This is a genomic window from Mesorhizobium shangrilense, from assembly GCF_040537815.1.
In the GTDB taxonomy this organism is placed as follows: domain Bacteria; phylum Pseudomonadota; class Alphaproteobacteria; order Rhizobiales; family Rhizobiaceae; genus Mesorhizobium; species Mesorhizobium shangrilense.
In genome coordinates this window covers 3,344,736-3,360,644 of sequence record NZ_JBEWSZ010000001.1, presented here as the reverse complement: position 1 = coordinate 3,360,644, position 15,909 = coordinate 3,344,736, and the positions used below count along the sequence as shown (strand labels likewise).

The 15,909-nt window shown below is 63.2% G+C and carries 9 protein-coding genes and 1 tRNA gene; 7 read left to right on the top strand and 3 right to left on the bottom strand.

Annotated elements, in window-relative coordinates:
• Nucleotides 1–2: 2 nt before the first annotated feature.
• Complete coding sequence (locus ABVQ20_RS16465; RefSeq protein ID WP_354460574.1) at nucleotides 3–971, top strand: ABC transporter permease subunit; 969 nt, start codon at nucleotides 3–5, stop codon at nucleotides 969–971.
• Entirely contained in the window at nucleotides 968–1,786 is an 819-nt protein-coding gene (locus ABVQ20_RS16460) for an ABC transporter permease (RefSeq protein ID WP_354460573.1), read from the top strand. The genes ABVQ20_RS16465 and ABVQ20_RS16460 overlap by 4 nt, the downstream gene beginning before the upstream one ends.
• A gap of 44 nt (nucleotides 1,787–1,830) precedes the next feature.
• Here the strand turns inward: ABVQ20_RS16460 and ABVQ20_RS16455 are convergent, their stop codons facing one another.
• Entirely contained in the window at nucleotides 1,831–3,711 is a 1,881-nt protein-coding gene (locus ABVQ20_RS16455; RefSeq protein ID WP_354460572.1) for an AsmA family protein, read from the bottom strand.
• 181 nt (nucleotides 3,712–3,892) lie between these two features.
• On the opposite strand from ABVQ20_RS16455, the gene ABVQ20_RS16450 reads away from it, so the two are divergent.
• Nucleotides 3,893–5,854, top strand: coding sequence for an acetoacetate--CoA ligase (locus tag ABVQ20_RS16450; RefSeq protein ID WP_354460571.1), 1,962 nt, complete (start codon nucleotides 3,893–3,895; stop codon nucleotides 5,852–5,854).
• A gap of 307 nt (nucleotides 5,855–6,161) precedes the next feature.
• Here ABVQ20_RS16450 and ABVQ20_RS16445 read toward each other — a convergent pair whose 3' ends face one another.
• Entirely contained in the window at nucleotides 6,162–10,022 is a 3,861-nt protein-coding gene (locus tag ABVQ20_RS16445; protein WP_354460570.1) for a PAS domain S-box protein, read from the bottom strand.
• 249 nt (nucleotides 10,023–10,271) lie between these two features.
• Between ABVQ20_RS16445 and ABVQ20_RS16440 the strand changes: the two genes are divergently transcribed.
• Together ABVQ20_RS16440 and ABVQ20_RS16435 are read left to right on the top strand one after the other, a co-directional pair.
• The gene (locus tag ABVQ20_RS16440) at nucleotides 10,272–10,730 is read left to right on the top strand and encodes a phasin (RefSeq protein ID WP_354460569.1); all 459 of its coding nucleotides are present in this window, start codon (nucleotides 10,272–10,274) and stop codon (nucleotides 10,728–10,730) included.
• Between the two features lie 344 nt (nucleotides 10,731–11,074).
• Nucleotides 11,075–11,151: transfer RNA gene (locus tag ABVQ20_RS16435), tRNA-His, on the top strand.
• Nucleotides 11,152–11,599: 448 nt separating this feature from the next.
• Here ABVQ20_RS16435 and ABVQ20_RS16430 read toward each other — a convergent pair.
• A complete protein-coding gene (locus ABVQ20_RS16430) occupies nucleotides 11,600–12,718 on the bottom strand; it encodes an NAD(P)/FAD-dependent oxidoreductase (RefSeq protein ID WP_354460568.1) in 1,119 nt (372 codons plus the stop codon).
• Between the two features lie 109 nt (nucleotides 12,719–12,827).
• On the opposite strand from ABVQ20_RS16430, the gene ABVQ20_RS16425 reads away from it, so the two are divergent.
• On the top strand, nucleotides 12,828–13,733 hold the full coding sequence (locus tag ABVQ20_RS16425; protein ID WP_354460567.1) for a LysR family transcriptional regulator: 906 nt from the start codon (nucleotides 12,828–12,830) through the stop codon (nucleotides 13,731–13,733).
• Between the two features lie 89 nt (nucleotides 13,734–13,822).
• A complete protein-coding gene (locus tag ABVQ20_RS16420; RefSeq protein WP_354460566.1) occupies nucleotides 13,823–15,907 on the top strand; it encodes a hydantoinase/oxoprolinase family protein in 2,085 nt (694 codons plus the stop codon).
• Nucleotides 15,908–15,909 lie beyond the last annotated feature (2 nt).

The following is a 15,909-nucleotide window of genomic DNA, read 5'->3' as shown; positions in this document are numbered from 1 at the left end:
CCATGTCGAATGTCGCCATCGCTGATACGGTCGCTCCGTCGGACGCTTCAAAGTCGATCCTGGCCCGGCTGGGCGCTGGTTTCATTAGCCGGCTTGTCATTATCATTCCCTATGTCTGGCTGCTCTTCTTCTTCCTGGTTCCCTTCATCATCGTCTTCAAGATATCGCTGTCGCAGACGGCGATCGCCATGCCGCCCTATACGCCAACGCTCGACTTCAGCGACGGCATTTCCGGGTTTTTCGCGCGGTTTGGTGGGCTCAATTTCGACAACTACGTGTGGCTGACGCAGGACGCCCTGTACTTCAACGCCTATGTTTCCAGCGTGGTCATTGCCGGCATATCGACCATCCTGACGCTGCTGGTCGGCTACCCGATCGCCTATGGCATGGCGCGTGCGCCAGCCTCTATCCGCCCGACATTGCTGATGTTGGTCATCCTGCCGTTCTGGACGTCGTTTCTGATCCGCGTCTACGCCTGGATCGGCATCCTCAAGCCGGAGGGCCTGCTCAATCAGCTTCTCTTGTCGCTGCATATCATCAGCGAACCGCTGGTCATCCTCAACACCTATACGGCCATCTTCATCGGCATCGTCTATTCCTACCTGCCCTTCATGGTGCTGCCGCTTTATTCGTCGCTGGAGAAGATGGATTACTCGCTGATCGAGGCGGCAAAGGATCTGGGCTGCCCGCCGACATCTGCCTTCTGGAAGATCACCTTCCCGCTGTCGCTGCCTGGCGTCATCGCCGGTTGCCTTCTGGTCTTCATCCCCGCCGTCGGTGAGTTCGTCATCCCCGACCTGCTCGGCGGATCGCAGACGCTGATGATCGGCAAGACGTTGTGGAACGAGTTCTTCGCCAACCGCGACTGGCCCGTTTCGTCCGCCGTCGCCGTCATCTTGCTCTTGCTCTTGACCGTGCCGATCATGATCTTCCAGCAGGCCCAGGCCCGCGCCCAGGAGCAGGACAAATGAACACCACCTGGAGCCGCTTCAACATCACCTCGATCGTGCTGGGCTTTGCCTTTCTCTATCTGCCGATCGTGCTGCTCATCGTCTTCTCCTTCAACGAGTCGAAGCTGGTCACCGTCTGGGGCGGCTTCTCGACCAAATGGTATGTGTCGCTGTTCCACAATCAGGGCCTGATGGACGCCACCTGGGTAACGGCGCGCGTCGGCGTGATCTCGGCCACGGTGGCGACCGTGCTCGGCACGCTGGCGGCGCTGACCTTGACACGCTACACGCGCTTCAAGGGCAGGGTGCTGTTTTCCGGCATGGTCTTTGCGCCGCTGGTCATGCCGGAAGTCATCACCGGCCTGTCGCTGCTGCTGCTGTTCGTTGCCGTCGGCCTTGATCGCGGCTTCCTCACCGTCACGCTCGCCCACATCACCTTCACCATGTGCTTCGTGGCGGTCGTCGTGCAATCGCGCCTGGTCACCTTCGATCGCTCGCTGGAGGAGGCGGCAATGGATCTGGGCGCGCCGCCGGTGAAGACCTTCTTCCAGATCACGCTGCCGGTCATCTTGCCGGCAATCGTGTCCGGCTGGATGCTGGCGTTCACATTGTCGCTGGATGACCTGGTCATTGCCAGCTTCACCTCCGGGCCTGGCGCCACCACGCTGCCGATGAAGATCTACAGCCAGGTTCGCCTGGGCGTCACACCGGAGATCAATGCCGCCTGCACCATCCTGATCGCCGTTGTCGCGGTCGGCGTCATCATTGCTTCGCTCGCCAACAAGCGCCGCGAGGTCCAGCGTCAGCGCGACGAGCAGGCCGCGCAGCGCGGGTAACGCGTTGGAGACAAAGCGCAAGGCCCCTGTCGAAAGAAGGCGGCCTATTCGCCGGAAATGCCGCGGCTGATCGGCGAGATGAAGGGCGTGGTCCACGTCCCGCCAACGAAGAAGGAAGATTGGCTGGGCGGCGGAGGATTGTTCGCTTGGCTGTTGGCTGGCTGATTATTGGCTGGTGGCGCCGGTTTGTCCGGTTGGATCACGCCGCCGGACAGAGCCAGTCCGCGCCCAGCATAGGATACAATGCCTGAAAGCCAGATCTTGTACTTGGCCGAATTGACTTCTGCCTTGTCGATCCTGGCGACGCCCTTGGAAATGCTGGCTTTCAGCTCGGCGCCGTCGATCGGCAGCGTTCCGTCCGAAACGTCTTCGAGCGCGAAGAACCCGCCCTGTTCGGTGTGCTTGAGGAAGGCCGGCAGATTGAGCTTGCTCAACGCGCCCGGGCCGAAGGTCGCAGAGACCGAGCCATCGGCGTTTTCGAATATGGAATTCCAGGTCCTGCCGGGCCCCTTGAGGATGAGCGACACAGTGCCGGTGCCGATCGGCACCAGTTGCGTCATCCCGGCGGCGGTGCCGAAAGCGCCGCCATCGATATCGGAGGCCAGCAGCCGTATCTCGACCTGCGTTCCCTCAGGCTTGCGGTCGAAGCGAAGGCTGCTCTGGATGTTGCCGCCGAAGGCGGAGGCGTCGGAAATATCGAACACAGCCAGACCGTTCTTGACCTGGGCATTGGCGGCGACATCGGCAAGCTGGATCGCGCCCGCCGTGGCATGTGCCGCCGAAAGCCTGAGATCGAGATTGATGCGGTCGGCGAAACTTGTGTCGACTTCGCCAGGCCCCGCTCCATCGACTGGCGCCAGGGGGGTGAAGGCGGAGAGGAACGACCACAGGTCCAGCGTATCGAAGGCGAGTGTGCCGGAAATCACCGGACGCGCCTCCCCGAAGGAGAAGTCCAGGGCTCCCATGCCGGGATTGTTGTCCAGGGCAATCGCCGTGTTTTCGAACTTTACACGTCCGGCCGTCGCGGTGATCTTGCTGGAAACGGAGACTGAGCCGATGGCTGCTCCCGGTGCTATCCCTGCCTGCGTCCAGTCGAGCAAGCGCCTGAGCGAGGGAGCTGAAAACTTCGCCTGGCCGTCGAAATAGGCATTCTCAGACATGCTGGCCGTGCCATCGAAGGAAAAGGTGGCGGGTGCTGCCTTGAAGGACAGCGTCAGCGGCGCGGCACCGCCGGCAAACAGCACCAGTGGCTTCGGCGAAGCGACATCCACGGCGACGCTTTCGCCCCGCCATATGCCCGTGGCCGACAGCGATGCATTGCTGTTCAGCGCCGCCCAGTTCGCCTGGCCTGTCAGGCTGCTCAGGACCTCGACATCCTTGCCGCCGATGGAAGCCACCATGCGGCCGTCCCTGAACTCGATGGTGCCGAACGGATCCGATGGCAGCTTGGTCAGGTCAGGCTTGCCCGGATCGGCGTTGAGCACCCCACGAGCTGTGTCCACGGAGCGCGCGATCCGTCCGCCGGAAGGCACGGCTGGCAGGAACAAGCCGCTTTCCGCGCGCTGGACCCTGATCGTCGGCCGCACCAGCCTTGCCGTTGAGAACACAACGTCGCCGCGCAGCGCCGCCATGGCGGAAAGGTCGACCTCGACACGCTCGGCTTCGATCACCGGCGGCGCGTCGGCGTCCGTCCATTGCGAAAGCGTCACGTCGGTTAGGATGGCGCGGAATGTCGGCCACACCTCGATGCGAGGCGAGCCTTCGATGGTGACCCTGAAGCCGCTCCAGGCGCTCATTTCCCACGCGATGCGGTCGCGCACGATGCGTGTCGATGCGATGAGCGGCAGCGCCGCAACCACCAGCACGGCGACGATCACGGCAGCGCCGATCGCCCATAGTCCGCGCCGGATCAAAGAGGATGGCATCTCGCCCTGTATGCTTTCATTCCGACAAATCGCCTGACGGGTGTAACCCACGGCTGACGCATTTCAAGTCTTTATGGCCCGGCGATGGCATTTGCGCACAGCCGGGGCCAGTCGGCTGAACAAAATCTTGCTCTGCTGCGTTGCAATATGCATAAGCGGGGATGACCGTGGAGGAACGATCATGACCGGCGACGCACCCCTGTGGACCCCAAGGCAAGATCAGGTCGATGAGGCGCCGATGACGGCCTTCATGAAGGCCGCGGCTGCAAAAGCCGGCACATCTTTTGCCTCCTATCCGGAGCTTCACCGCTGGTCGATCGAAGATCGCGAAGGGTTCTGGAACCTGGTCTGGGACTTTTGCGGTATCGTCGGGAACAAGGGCGGCGGACGGGTGCTCGTCGATGGCGACAAGATGCCCGGCGCCGCCTTCTTTCCCGATGCGACACTGAACTTCGCCGAGAATCTGTTGAAGAAGACCGGCCCCGGCAACGCGATCGTGTTTCGCGGCGAGGACAAGGTTGAGCGGCGGCTCTCATGGAATGAGCTGCATGCATTGACCTCGCGCCTGCAGCAGCTCTTCGTGTCGCTCAAGGTGAAGAAGGGCGACCGCATCGCGGCGATGATGCCCAACATGCCCGAGACGGTCGCAGCCATGCTGGCGGCAGCATCGATCGGCGCCGTCTGGTCGTCCTGCTCTCCCGATTTCGGCGAACAGGGTGTGCTCGACCGCTTCGGCCAGATCGAGCCCGTCGTCTTCATCGCGCCGGATGGCTACTGGTACAATGGCAAGGCGATCGAGGTCGCCGGCAAGATCGCCGCCGTCGCGGCCAAGCTTGGCACCGTGCGCAAGATCCTGGTCGTCGATTATCTGGGAACCTCGAGCGATGTCGCCGAAACCATCGACAGGGCATCGGCGCTGGAAGAGGCGCTGTCGCCCTTTCCCGCCAAACCCGTCACCTTCGAGCGACTGCCATTCGCGCATCCGCTCTACATCCTGTTCTCGTCGGGCACGACCGGCATCCCGAAATGCATTGTCCATTCGGCTGGCGGCACACTGATCCAGCATGTCAAGGAACAGCGCCTGCATGCCGGCCTGCTCGATGGCGACCGCTTCTTCTACTTCACCACCTGCGGCTGGATGATGTGGAACTGGCTGGTGTCGGGACTGGCTTCGGGCGCGACGCTGCTGCTCTATGACGGCTCGCCCTTCTATCCCGATGGCAATGTGCTGTTCGACTTCGCCGATGCCGAGAAGATGACCTATTTCGGCACCTCGGCCAAATTCATCGATTCCGTGCGCAAGGCGGGCCTCAAGCCGATCCGCACGCATGATCTGTCCACCGTGCGCACGATCTCCTCCACCGGCTCGCCGCTGTCGCCGGAGGATTTCCGCTTCGTCTATGACGGCGTCAAGGCCGATGTGCACCTGGCCTCGATCTCTGGCGGCACCGACATCGTGTCCTGCTTCGTGCTGGGCGTACCGACATTGCCCGTGTGGACCGGCGAGATCCAGGGGCCGGGCCTTGGCCTTGCCGTCGACGTCTGGGACGATGACGGCAAGCCAGTCAGGCAGGAGAAGGGCGAACTGGTCTGCACCAAGGCGTTTCCGGCGATGCCGATCGGCTTCTGGAACGATCCCGACGGAAAGAAATACAAGGCGGCCTATTTCGAGCGCTTCGACAATGTCTGGTGTCACGGCGATTTCGCCGAATGGACGGTTCATGGCGGCCTGATTATCCATGGCCGCTCCGACGCCACGCTCAATCCGGGCGGCGTGCGCATCGGCACGGCCGAAATATACAATCAGGTCGAGCAGATGCCGGAGATCTTGGAGGCGCTGTGCATCGGCCAGGATTTCGACAATGACGTACGCGTCGTGCTGTTCGTGCGGCTGGCCGCGGGCGTGCCACTCGACGCCGATCTGGAAAAGCGCATTCGCGCCAAAATCCGCGGCGGGGCGAGCCCGCGCCACGTGCCAGCAAGGATCGTCGCCGTCACCGACATTCCGCGCACCAAATCGGGCAAGATCACCGAGCTTGCGGTGCGCGACGTGGTCCACGGCCGCGCCATCAAGAACAAGGAGGCGCTGGCCAATCCCGAGGCGCTGGAGCTGTTCAAGAATTTGCCGGAACTCGCCAGCTGAACGGCCCTGCTCGCGCCGAAAGTCTGCGATCAATCAATCGCGGTGGCTTCCGGCCCCTTGGGTATGGTTACCAAAATATGTCGTCCGAATTTACCTAGATTTCATGAGTGGTACACATTGGTAAATTTTTCGCGGCGCTGGTAAGGACTTGTTAACGGCCGACGTCGATAGTCGCATGTAACTTGAGGGAGAAATCCCGTTCCTCTGATCCCCGGAGGATCTGATTCGCTCAAGCCCCGTTGTGACAGCAAATTCCATCATTTAAGGCGCCCGTTGGGCGCCTTTTCTTTGTCCGGAGCGACCCGCCTTACTCGGCAAGCACGCGCGTCGAGGGAAACGCCACCTCAACCAAAGTGCCTTCGCCAGGTGTCGAGTTGATGGTGAACCGCGCGCGGTTCGCTTCCACCATCGCCTTGGTCAGCGGCAGGCCGAGACCAGTGCCGTCGCCGCGTCCACGCTTCAGCGCGTTGATCTGCTTGAAGGGCTTCAGCGCCTGCTCGATCTCGGCTTGGCTCATGCCGATGCCGGTGTCGCGCACGCGCATGACCACATCGCCCGACGTCTCATAGGCGGTCGATACGATCACCTGGCCGCCGGCCTGGGTGTAGCGGATGGCATTCGACAGGATGTTGAGCGCGATCTGGCGCACGCTGCGCAGATCGGCCACCACTTCCGGCAGGCGCGAGGCGAAGCTTGACCGGATGATGACCCGCTCGCGATTGGCTTGCGGCTGCATCATCGCCACCGTCTCGGCCAGCGTGTCGTTGAGCGACACGGCCTCGTAATCCATCTCCTGTTGGCCGGCTTCGATCTTCGAAATGTCGAGCAGGTCGTTGACAAGGTCGAGCACATGGTTGCCCGACCGGTTGATGTCGCGCAGATAGTCGCGGTAGCGGTCGTTGGCCACCGGCCCGAATTTCTCGTCCACCATCAGTTCGGAAAACCCGATGATGGCGTTGAGCGGGGTGCGGATCTCGTGGCTGATGCGGGCGAGAAAATCGGTCTTCTGCGAGGAGGCGCGCTCGGCCACCGCGCGCGCCTGGGTCAGGTCTTCCTCCGCCCGCTTCCACTGGGTGATGTCGCGCACCACGGCGCAGAATCCACTCTCGTTGGGCAGCCTGCCGATGGTCATGAACAGGGGAATGAAGCGACCCTGTGCTTCGCGCCCGATGACCTCGCGGCCATCATTCAGCACGCTGGCGACGCCTGGTTCGGACAATCCCTCGAGATAGTCGCGCGCCGCGCGCTGGCTTTCGATGGCAAAGAGCGAAGCGAAGGGCTTGCCTGTCACCTCGTCGCTGTCGAAGCCGAACAGCGCTTCCGCGGGGCGGCTGATCGAGCGGATCGTGCCATCGCGGCCGATCAGCACGACGCCATCGGTCGCCGTGTCGATGATGGTGCGCATCTCGGCGATGCGCGCCTTGAGTTCCGGAATATCGGGCTGTGTCTGCTCGTCGGCGACGGCATGCAGGGTTGCTGACGGCGCATCGTCCTCGCCCGAACGGCGCACGACCAGCATCAGCGCTTTGCCGCCGCGCCAGGGAACGGAGCGCAGGATGGCCTCGATCGGGAATTCCTGCCCGTGACGTGTCTTCAGCTTCAGCGTGCGGTCGGTTCCATCGGAAGCACCGTCATCGGCATAGGGGTCCGCGAACAAGGCGCCGAGCCCGCCGGCATCCGCCAGATCCTCGATCGTGTCATAGCCGGTCAGGTTGAGGAACTCGTCATTCGCATAGTGCAATTCGTCGCCGGAGTGGATGAGCAGCGGCACCGGTAGCTTGCCGATGATCGACGTATCCGGAACCTCCTCGCCGGCTGAAAAGGCTGAGGGCACGAACCCTTCCACCTTGAGCGGCGGAACGTGCAACCGCGGCCGGGGACGTGCCGTCCCGCTGGCGCCGTCGGCACGGAGTGAGGCGGCTGCAGGCTCGTCGGGCCGAACCCAGTCCTCGCTGTCCTCGGCATCGCGAAAATCGGCTGATGTCATGCTGTCATCGTCATCGACAGCGCCGGTTGTCACCTTGATGGCATCCGGTTTCTGGTTCTCGGCCGCGGGTTCGGCAATCGTCCGCGGTGCCTGCTCATTGTCCGGTCCAGCGAGCGGTGCTTCATCGGCGCCAACAGCGACATTGCCGGACTCCTCCACGTGGCCGGCGTAGCTAAGCAGCGATCCGCTCGGCTTGTCGTGGGGCAGGTGATCCGGCGTCGCGCCATCGAGCCGTGCCAGATCCTTCTCATCCTCGGCATCGATGCCGGATGGCTCGCTTGAAGCCACGCCGATATCCTGGTCCACCGCGGGCACTTCGCCCTTGTGCGCCGAAATGGCCTCTTCCTGGAGCATCGCTTCGGGCGCCGGCTGGATTACCTCGGCAGGAAGTTCCACCTTCGCAGCCGGTTCCGGCTGGTTTCCTACGGCTTGTTTTTCCGCGTCGGGTTGTCCAGCCGGTGCGCTGTCTTTCTTCAGCCGCTCGCCGATCTCGCGAAACGCGCTGCGTTCCAGTGTCGACAGGCCCTTGTCATTGGCGGGTTGCCGATGCTCCGCCAGCCGGATCACCTTGTCGGCAAAGCGCCGCTCAGGCTTCGGCACGATGGTCAGAGCCGGCACTTCGCCTTTGAACGGATCCGTCGCCTTGGGTTCTTCAGGCGCCGGTTCGACGATTTCCGGCCCGGTGGTCGCCGGCGCTGCGCCATTGGGGACAAGCGCCATCCCGATCGCCTCAGGGTCGACGACCGCATCGCCGGTTCGGGCGACGCCGAAGCCACGAAAGCCTTCGAAGACGCGGCTGCGGCCGTAGACGGGCAGCGCCGCCAGATCCACCGGTATCTTCAGGTCGGTACCGGCAACGGGCCACAACACCGAGCGCCCGGACCAGGTGTCGCGCCGTTCCAGCAGGCCGGCTATTTCGCCGGAGGCATCGAGGCCGAATGTCGTGGCAACATCCTTGAAGCGCCGTCCGATCACATCGGCGGCGGTCTTGCCGACGATCTGTGCGAACTCCGGCGACAGGGTGCTGAACTTGCCTTCGGCGTCGGTACGCCAGACAAAGCGCAGGGGCGGCACCGAGCGGTCGATCTCCCGGCTGGCGGGACGAGAGGACGGGGCCGCGGCTTCGACGCCAGCTTGTCTTGGGGTTTCCGCGACGATATTCGGACCAACCGGCGGTTCGGCAGGGGCGGGCGAATCCGATTGGCGTGGCCGTTGCTCATCGTCGCCGGCATTGAAGTACCAGTGGTCATGCTGCGCCGGCGTTCCGCCAGAGGCGCTGCGGGCCTCTTCCCCGCGCTGTCCGGTCGAAGCGTGACGGTCCTGCTCCGCTGATGCCGGGATGTTTTCGACAGCCTCCGGGGTGGCAGGTTCGCCACCGGCCGCTGCCGCGACTACAGGTGTTTCCGGCTCGTTGTCCTGGCCGGGTTTGGATTGGACGCCGGCTTCGTCTGCGGCTGGTGTCGGCTCCACACCGGCTTCTGTCCTGTCGGGCACCTCATCGAAAGGCGCCTCGTCGTCAAGTTGGTCCTCGTCGATCACCACCAGCAGATGCCTGACATCCGTCAGTTTGGCGAGGCCGGCCGGGTAGGGGGCAGAGCCACCCGGAACCAGGCGTTTGACGATCCTGTCGTTTTCGCTCGCCACGTCCGCCACGAGCGCGGCCAGCGTTTCCGGCAGAATGCCCAGCGCCGCGAACCCGTCGGATGCGGCCTCGATATTGCCCCTGGCGTCGACAAAGGCGATGAAATGGCCATGTTCGGTGAAGCCGCTGATTGCCCGGGCCGCGATCTCGGCGGGACTGCGCGAGCCGGTCTGAGCAGCGGGAACCGTCAGCATGACGGCGCCTTCGCCGTCAGGCATCGTCACCGCGCTGGCGAGGAAACTGACGGCACGGCTTGTCATGCCTGTCGCCAGCCGGAGCATGATGGAGCGGTCGCTGCCAATATTGGGGAAGCCTCTTGTCGCCATGATCTGGCGCCTGGCAATCAGCGGCAGGTGCGCCGACGCGCCGATGATGGCCTCGATGTCCGCATAGCCGAATACCGCTGCCCCCGGCCCATTGGCCCAGATCACCTGCTCCAGATCCGTCGAGAGGATGGCGATGGCATCGCCGGCGGCGAAGCGCTGGCGGACCGCGTCGAGCACGGCGACATCGAGGAATGAATAGCTTTCGGGCGACATGCGCTTGGCGAACCCTCACGGAGCGGGCAATTTGCAGTTAACGCTTTGTTAATAAAAGCCGGCGGCGTGAAGGTCCACAAGCCATAACGTGCAAAGGCCGGAATTTGGCCGCGTGGTTAACGGCCTGAAAGAAAAATATGGTGCACTGCAACATAGATATTGCAATGCACAAAAAATGCCTTTATATTGCCATCATACATGAACGAGACGGCTTTCTGTCAAAGCCGCTGCCGCTGAAAAGGATGGAAAATGACCAAGACCAAGTCTGCCGACACGATCGAAAATGTTGAATTCCCGAGCTTTGACGCTTCCAAGGCCACCGACCAGATCCGCGCTTTCGCCGAAAAGGGCGTCGAGCAGTCGAAGGAAGCCTATGCCAAGCTGAAGACCGGTGCCGAGGAGACCCAGAAGGCCCTGGAGTCGTCCTACGAGTCCGCCAAGACCGTTTCCAGCGACCTGTCGCTCAAGACCATTGCCGCGCTGCGCGCCAACGCGGAAGCCGGCTTCTCGCATCTCGAAGCTCTGATCGGCGCCAAGTCGCTGTCGGAAGTGGTTGAGCTGCAGACCGCGTTCCTGCGCAAGCGCGTCGAAATGACCGTCGAGCAGGCCAAGGACTTCCAGACCGTTGCCTCCAAGGCAGCCGAGGACGTGTCCAAGCCGATCAAGACCGCCTTCGAGAAGGCGATGAAGGAAATCAAGGTCGCCTGATATTTGGGCATGATCCGGAGATGTAGCGAAAGGCCGCATTTCTTCGAGCAGGATCATGTGGAATACTCTTGACCAAGCGAATACCCGGCGGGCGGAACCTCCTCCCTCTGCTCCCCGGGGTGACCAGCCAGCACCTCCTCCCGCTGGCTCGTAACAGGAAAAGGCCGGCACCTCCTCCCGCCGGCCTTTTTCTTTGCCCGGCGAATGTCGCGCGGATGTGGGGAAGTCACCTTTGCTTTCCAAAAGCCTTGAATTAAAATCCATAAGCCCGTATGGACGCATCGCCGAACGACAGAGTGGATCACGCGGAATGAACTTCTGACTGTATCCACTCAGGCAAGCGTGCCGTTGTAGCTCAGATGGTTAGAGCGCCGGATTGTGGATCCGGAGGTCGCTGGTTCGATCCCAGCCAACGGTACCATTAGGTTTTTCAGATAAATAATTGAATTTGCTGGATAATTTCAAGTTTCTGGCCGTTGATCTCGCTTCATTTTACTTATTTGTGTTACCTATTGTGCTACTTGTCAGATAAATCTAGGGGCTCTGAACGAAACGGTTTTGGCCTGTTCGTCGATTTTCTTCGTCTCGTTGATGCCACTCGTCACACGTAGCTCACCCCCCGGTTTCGAAAGACCTTGCATCGACACGTGCGGTAATCGGCGGCAACGACGTGCAATTGGGTGGTTGTGATTTCGGCCTTGCGCACCCTCCGAGCCAGGGCTGGTTCGCCGATGGGCAAAACCATCAGGAAATCTTCGTGCCTAGAGCGCCACGCCCGCTTGAGATGTCATACTCGAAGGATCGGACGAGAGTGACCATCCCACTTTTAGCGGCCAAAGGATCGTTGAGCGGATGTCGTTAGTGCTCCTTCAGGCTGCGCAGTTGAAGCGATCGACTCTGAAATCGTCGAGCGGCGTTTCGCAACGGTTGGTCGTGATGAGTTCGGCCATGGCGTCACCCACGCCAGGACCGAGCTGGAAGCCATGTCCACAGAAGCCGAAGGCGTGGAACAGGCCTGGCGTCGTCGCCGAGCGTCCCATGACAGGCAGCATGTCCTGCACATAGCCCTCGCAGCCTGACCACGTGCGGATGAGCGAGACCTGCGCGATTGCCGGCAGCAGACGGGCGACGGCGCGCAATTGCGCCGGCAGTAGCGCGGGGTCGGCGCTCGCATGGCCCGGATCCAGGCCCACCGGCACCCTTTCGGCCGCGCCGCCAAAGACGATGTTGCCCCGCTCGACCTGACGCAGATAGGCACCATGGGCCTTGTCACGCGTCCAGATGCCGACCACCGGCAGGATCCGATGCGGCAGCGGCTCGGTCACGCCCATCTGCGGGCCGCGGGCGTCGAGCGGAACCTCTTCGCCAAACTGAGCGGCGATGCGTGCGCCCCAGGCTCCGCCGGTGTTGAGCAGGCAGTCGGCTGCGAAACTACCCTTTGAACTGGAGACAACGAAACCGAAGCCCGTGTAGGTGATCTTCCCGACCTCGGCGTCCTCGATGATTTCAGCACCCAGCTTGCGGGCAGCCTCGGCGAAGGCCGGTGCGATCAGTCGCGGATTGCCGCTGCCATCTTGCGGAGAGAATGACGCCGCGATCGCTTCGGGACCGAGACCGGGAAAACGGGCGCGAATCTCGCGTGGGCTGAGCTCCTCCAGCTCAAGCCCCCATGGCCGCGCTGCCTCGGCATACTGCCGCATGTCGGCGAGACCGCCTGCATCGAAGATCAGCCGGATATGGCCGGTGGCGCGGAATTCCACGTCGCGGCCCAGCATCTTGTCGGCTTCGCCCCACAGCCCGAGCGAGCGGTGGGCCAGCGGAAGCTGGGACAGATGGCGCCCTGTGCGCCGGATGTTGCCGAACGAGGCGACAGTTGCTCCGGTACCGATCCGGTTGCGCTCGATCAGCGTCACGCGTGCGCCGCGCCTGGCAAGGAAAAAGGCCGAAGCCGTCCCCATCAGTCCGCCGCCCAGCACAATCACATCCATAGCGGCCTCTTGCGAAAAGCAACATTCCCCGCCCGATCTTGTCCGCGCCGCGCCATTGCGTCAAAGATGGCTTTGGACAAGAACCATAAGCTTTACCTATGGAGTGCCAATGCGGGCCCGGCAGCTCGAAGTTTTTATCGCCGTCATGCGCGCGGGTACAGTGACCGCCGCGGCGCGGATGCTGAACATTTCCCAGCCCGCCCTCAGCCAGATTCTGCTTCACACCGAGGACGAACTCGACTTCACGCTGTTCGAGCGCGTCAAGGGCCGGCTGCGGCCGACCCCGGAGGCGCTCGAAATCTTCGCCGATGCCGAACGGCTGTCGGCGGGGCTCGAGGGCCTCCGCCGAAAGACCACCGACCTGCGTCTGGGCCGGACGGGGCTGGTGCGGGTCGCGGCTTCGCCGCCGCCGGCCATGGCGATACTGCCGCGCGCCTTCACCGGGTTCCGGGCGCGGCATCCCGATATTTTGCTGCGTTCTCATATCGCCCCGATCGCCGCGATCATCGACATGCTGCGCGCCGGGGATGTCAGCCTGGGCATGGCCATGGACGACCGCTTGCCTCCCGACATCGAGGCGCAGGTAATCGGCAGTGTCGGCTTCGCATGCCTGCTGCCCGCTGGACATGCATTGGACATGAAGACCGAACTGACGCTCGCCGATCTCGTTGGGGAAGAGCTGATATCCTATCGCGGAAACACCCGCCCTGCTGACGAACTGGCCCTCACGGCCCGTGCACAGGGCGTCACGCTTTCGCCTTCAATCGAGATCGACGTCTCCATCTCCGCGGTCGGCTTCGTTCAGGCTGGCCTGGGCATCGCGCTCGTCGATGCGCTGTTGCCGTGGCACCAGTTTGCCGGGCTTGCCGTCAGGCCGCTCGCGGCGGGGCCGGAATTTCCGATCGCGCTTCTGACCTCGCGCACACGAGCCCTTTCGCGCGCCGATGAGATGATGCGCGACGAAATCCGCGCGGCCTGTTCAACCGTCCTCGGTGAACATCGCGCGAAAGCATAAGCAAGACTTATAGCCTTGCTCATCATACATCTTGGACCCTGAACCCCCGCTTATGCCAGCTTCGGTTGGGCAGACAGAAGGGACGCATCATGGACAGTGCCATCGCTCGCGCGGCTGATGGGGCGCGGGACGAAGCCGACTGGAAGGTCGGCGTCGATATCGGCGGGACATTCATCGATTTCTGTGCGCTCGAAGCCCGTTCCGGACGGGTTGCATCGCTGAAGGTGCTGACGACGCCGGAAGACCCCGGCGCCGAGCTGATGACGGGTCTCACCCTTCTGGCTGAACGCGAAGGCTTTGATCCTACCCATATGACGCGCTTCGTGCATGGAACGACCGTCGGTATCAACACAATCATCCAGCGCAAGGGCGCGCCGCTCGCGCTGTTCACCAATGCGGGCTTCGAGGACGTGATCGAACTCGCGCGGCTTCGAATGCCGGACATGTATTCGCTGTTCTGCTCGCGGCCGGATCCGCTGATCTCGCGCGACATGGTGTTCGGCATCCCGGTCCGCATGCGTGCCGATGGAAGTGAATCCAGGGCACCGGACATGGCGGCGGTGGAGAGGGCGGTCGCGGCGGCGAAAGCCAACGGGGCGCAAGGGATCATCGTGTCCTTCCTCCATTCCTGGCGCAATGCCGCCCAGGAGGCCGCCGTCAAGGCAACGATCGCGCGACTCGCGCCAGACCTCTTCGTCTTCTCCTCGGCGGAGGTGTGGCCGGTCATCCGCGAATACGAGCGCAGCTCGACCGCCATTCTCAATGGCTATGTCCATCCGCGCGTCTCGGGCTATCTGACGGCGCTGGAAGAGCGGCTGAAGGACCGCGGCGTGCCGGCCCGTCCGATGCTGACGAAGTCGAACGGTGGGCTGATGAACGCTGCCGAAGGCAAGCGCGCCTGCGTGAACATGCTTTTGTCGGGAACGGCCTCCGGCGTCATCGGCGCCTCGTGGCTGGCGCGCCAGGCAGGCGAGGACAAGGTCCTTACCCTCGACATTGGCGGGACCTCGGCCGACTTCGCGCTCATCATCGACGGCGAGGCGCAGTTCGGCACCGGTGAACTGATCGGCGAATTTCCGCTCCATATCCCTTCCGTATCGGTGAGCTCGATCGGCGTTGGCGGCGGCTCGATCGCCAGTGTCGACGCGCAAGGGGTGCTGCGCGTCGGGCCGGAGTCGGCCGGCTCGACGCCTGGACCAGCCTGCTATGGCCGTGGTGGCGAGCGGGCGACGGTGACGGACGCCATGGTGGTGTGCGGATGGCTTGGCCACAGCGAGATGGCCTACGGCCAGCTCAAGATCGATACCGGACTGGCGCATCGCGCGGTCGGCGACCTTGCCGCTCGGCTCGGCCGCCCGGTCGAGCAGACCGCGCAGGCGATCCTCGACATCGCGGTGTCGGAAATGTTCGTCGAGGTCGAGAAACTCGCCTCGCGCGCCGGCGTAGACTTGCGCGATTTCACGCTGATGCCCTTCGGCGGCGGCGGCCCCATGCTCGGCGCCTTCCTTGCCCGCGAACTCGGGATGAAGCGCGTCATGGCGGCTCGCCGCCCTGGCGTGGTGTCGGCGCTTGGCGGGCTGGTGGCTGATCTGCGCGGAGACTTCATTCGCACCATCTTCACCCCGCTGTCGGGCACATCGCTCCCCGGAATTCGCGAGGCGTTCGAGACCCTCGCGCAAGAGGGCCGCGATTGGCTCGCGGCGCAGGGGCACGACGCGGCCGCGCAACTCAATCTCTCCTGCGACATGCGCTACATCGGGCAGAGCTATGAAATCGAGGTCGTGTTGTCGCCGGAATGGCTGGCGGACGGCAACACAGCAGCCATCGAGCAGGCCTTCCACCGCACCCATGAGCGGTTCTACGATTTCCACGATCCGGACGGCCAGATCGAGCTTGTGAATATCAGACTGTCCGCCGTAGGCGCGGGTCCGGCGCTCTCCTTCCCGGAGACCGACGAGATCGATGTCCCCGCCAGTCCGGCGCGCCGGCTTTCGGTCTATACGGGCCTGGGCGTCGAAACCGTCGACCTCCACGACCGGCAGACCCTCGTGCCGGGCAGCACGTTTCGCGGGCCTGCCGTGGTCGTTCAGGAAGACACCACCTTCGCCATTCCCGCCGGAGCGCAGGCAAGGGTCGACCGCCATCTCAACCTTCTGCTGACCTTCCCGGAGTGATG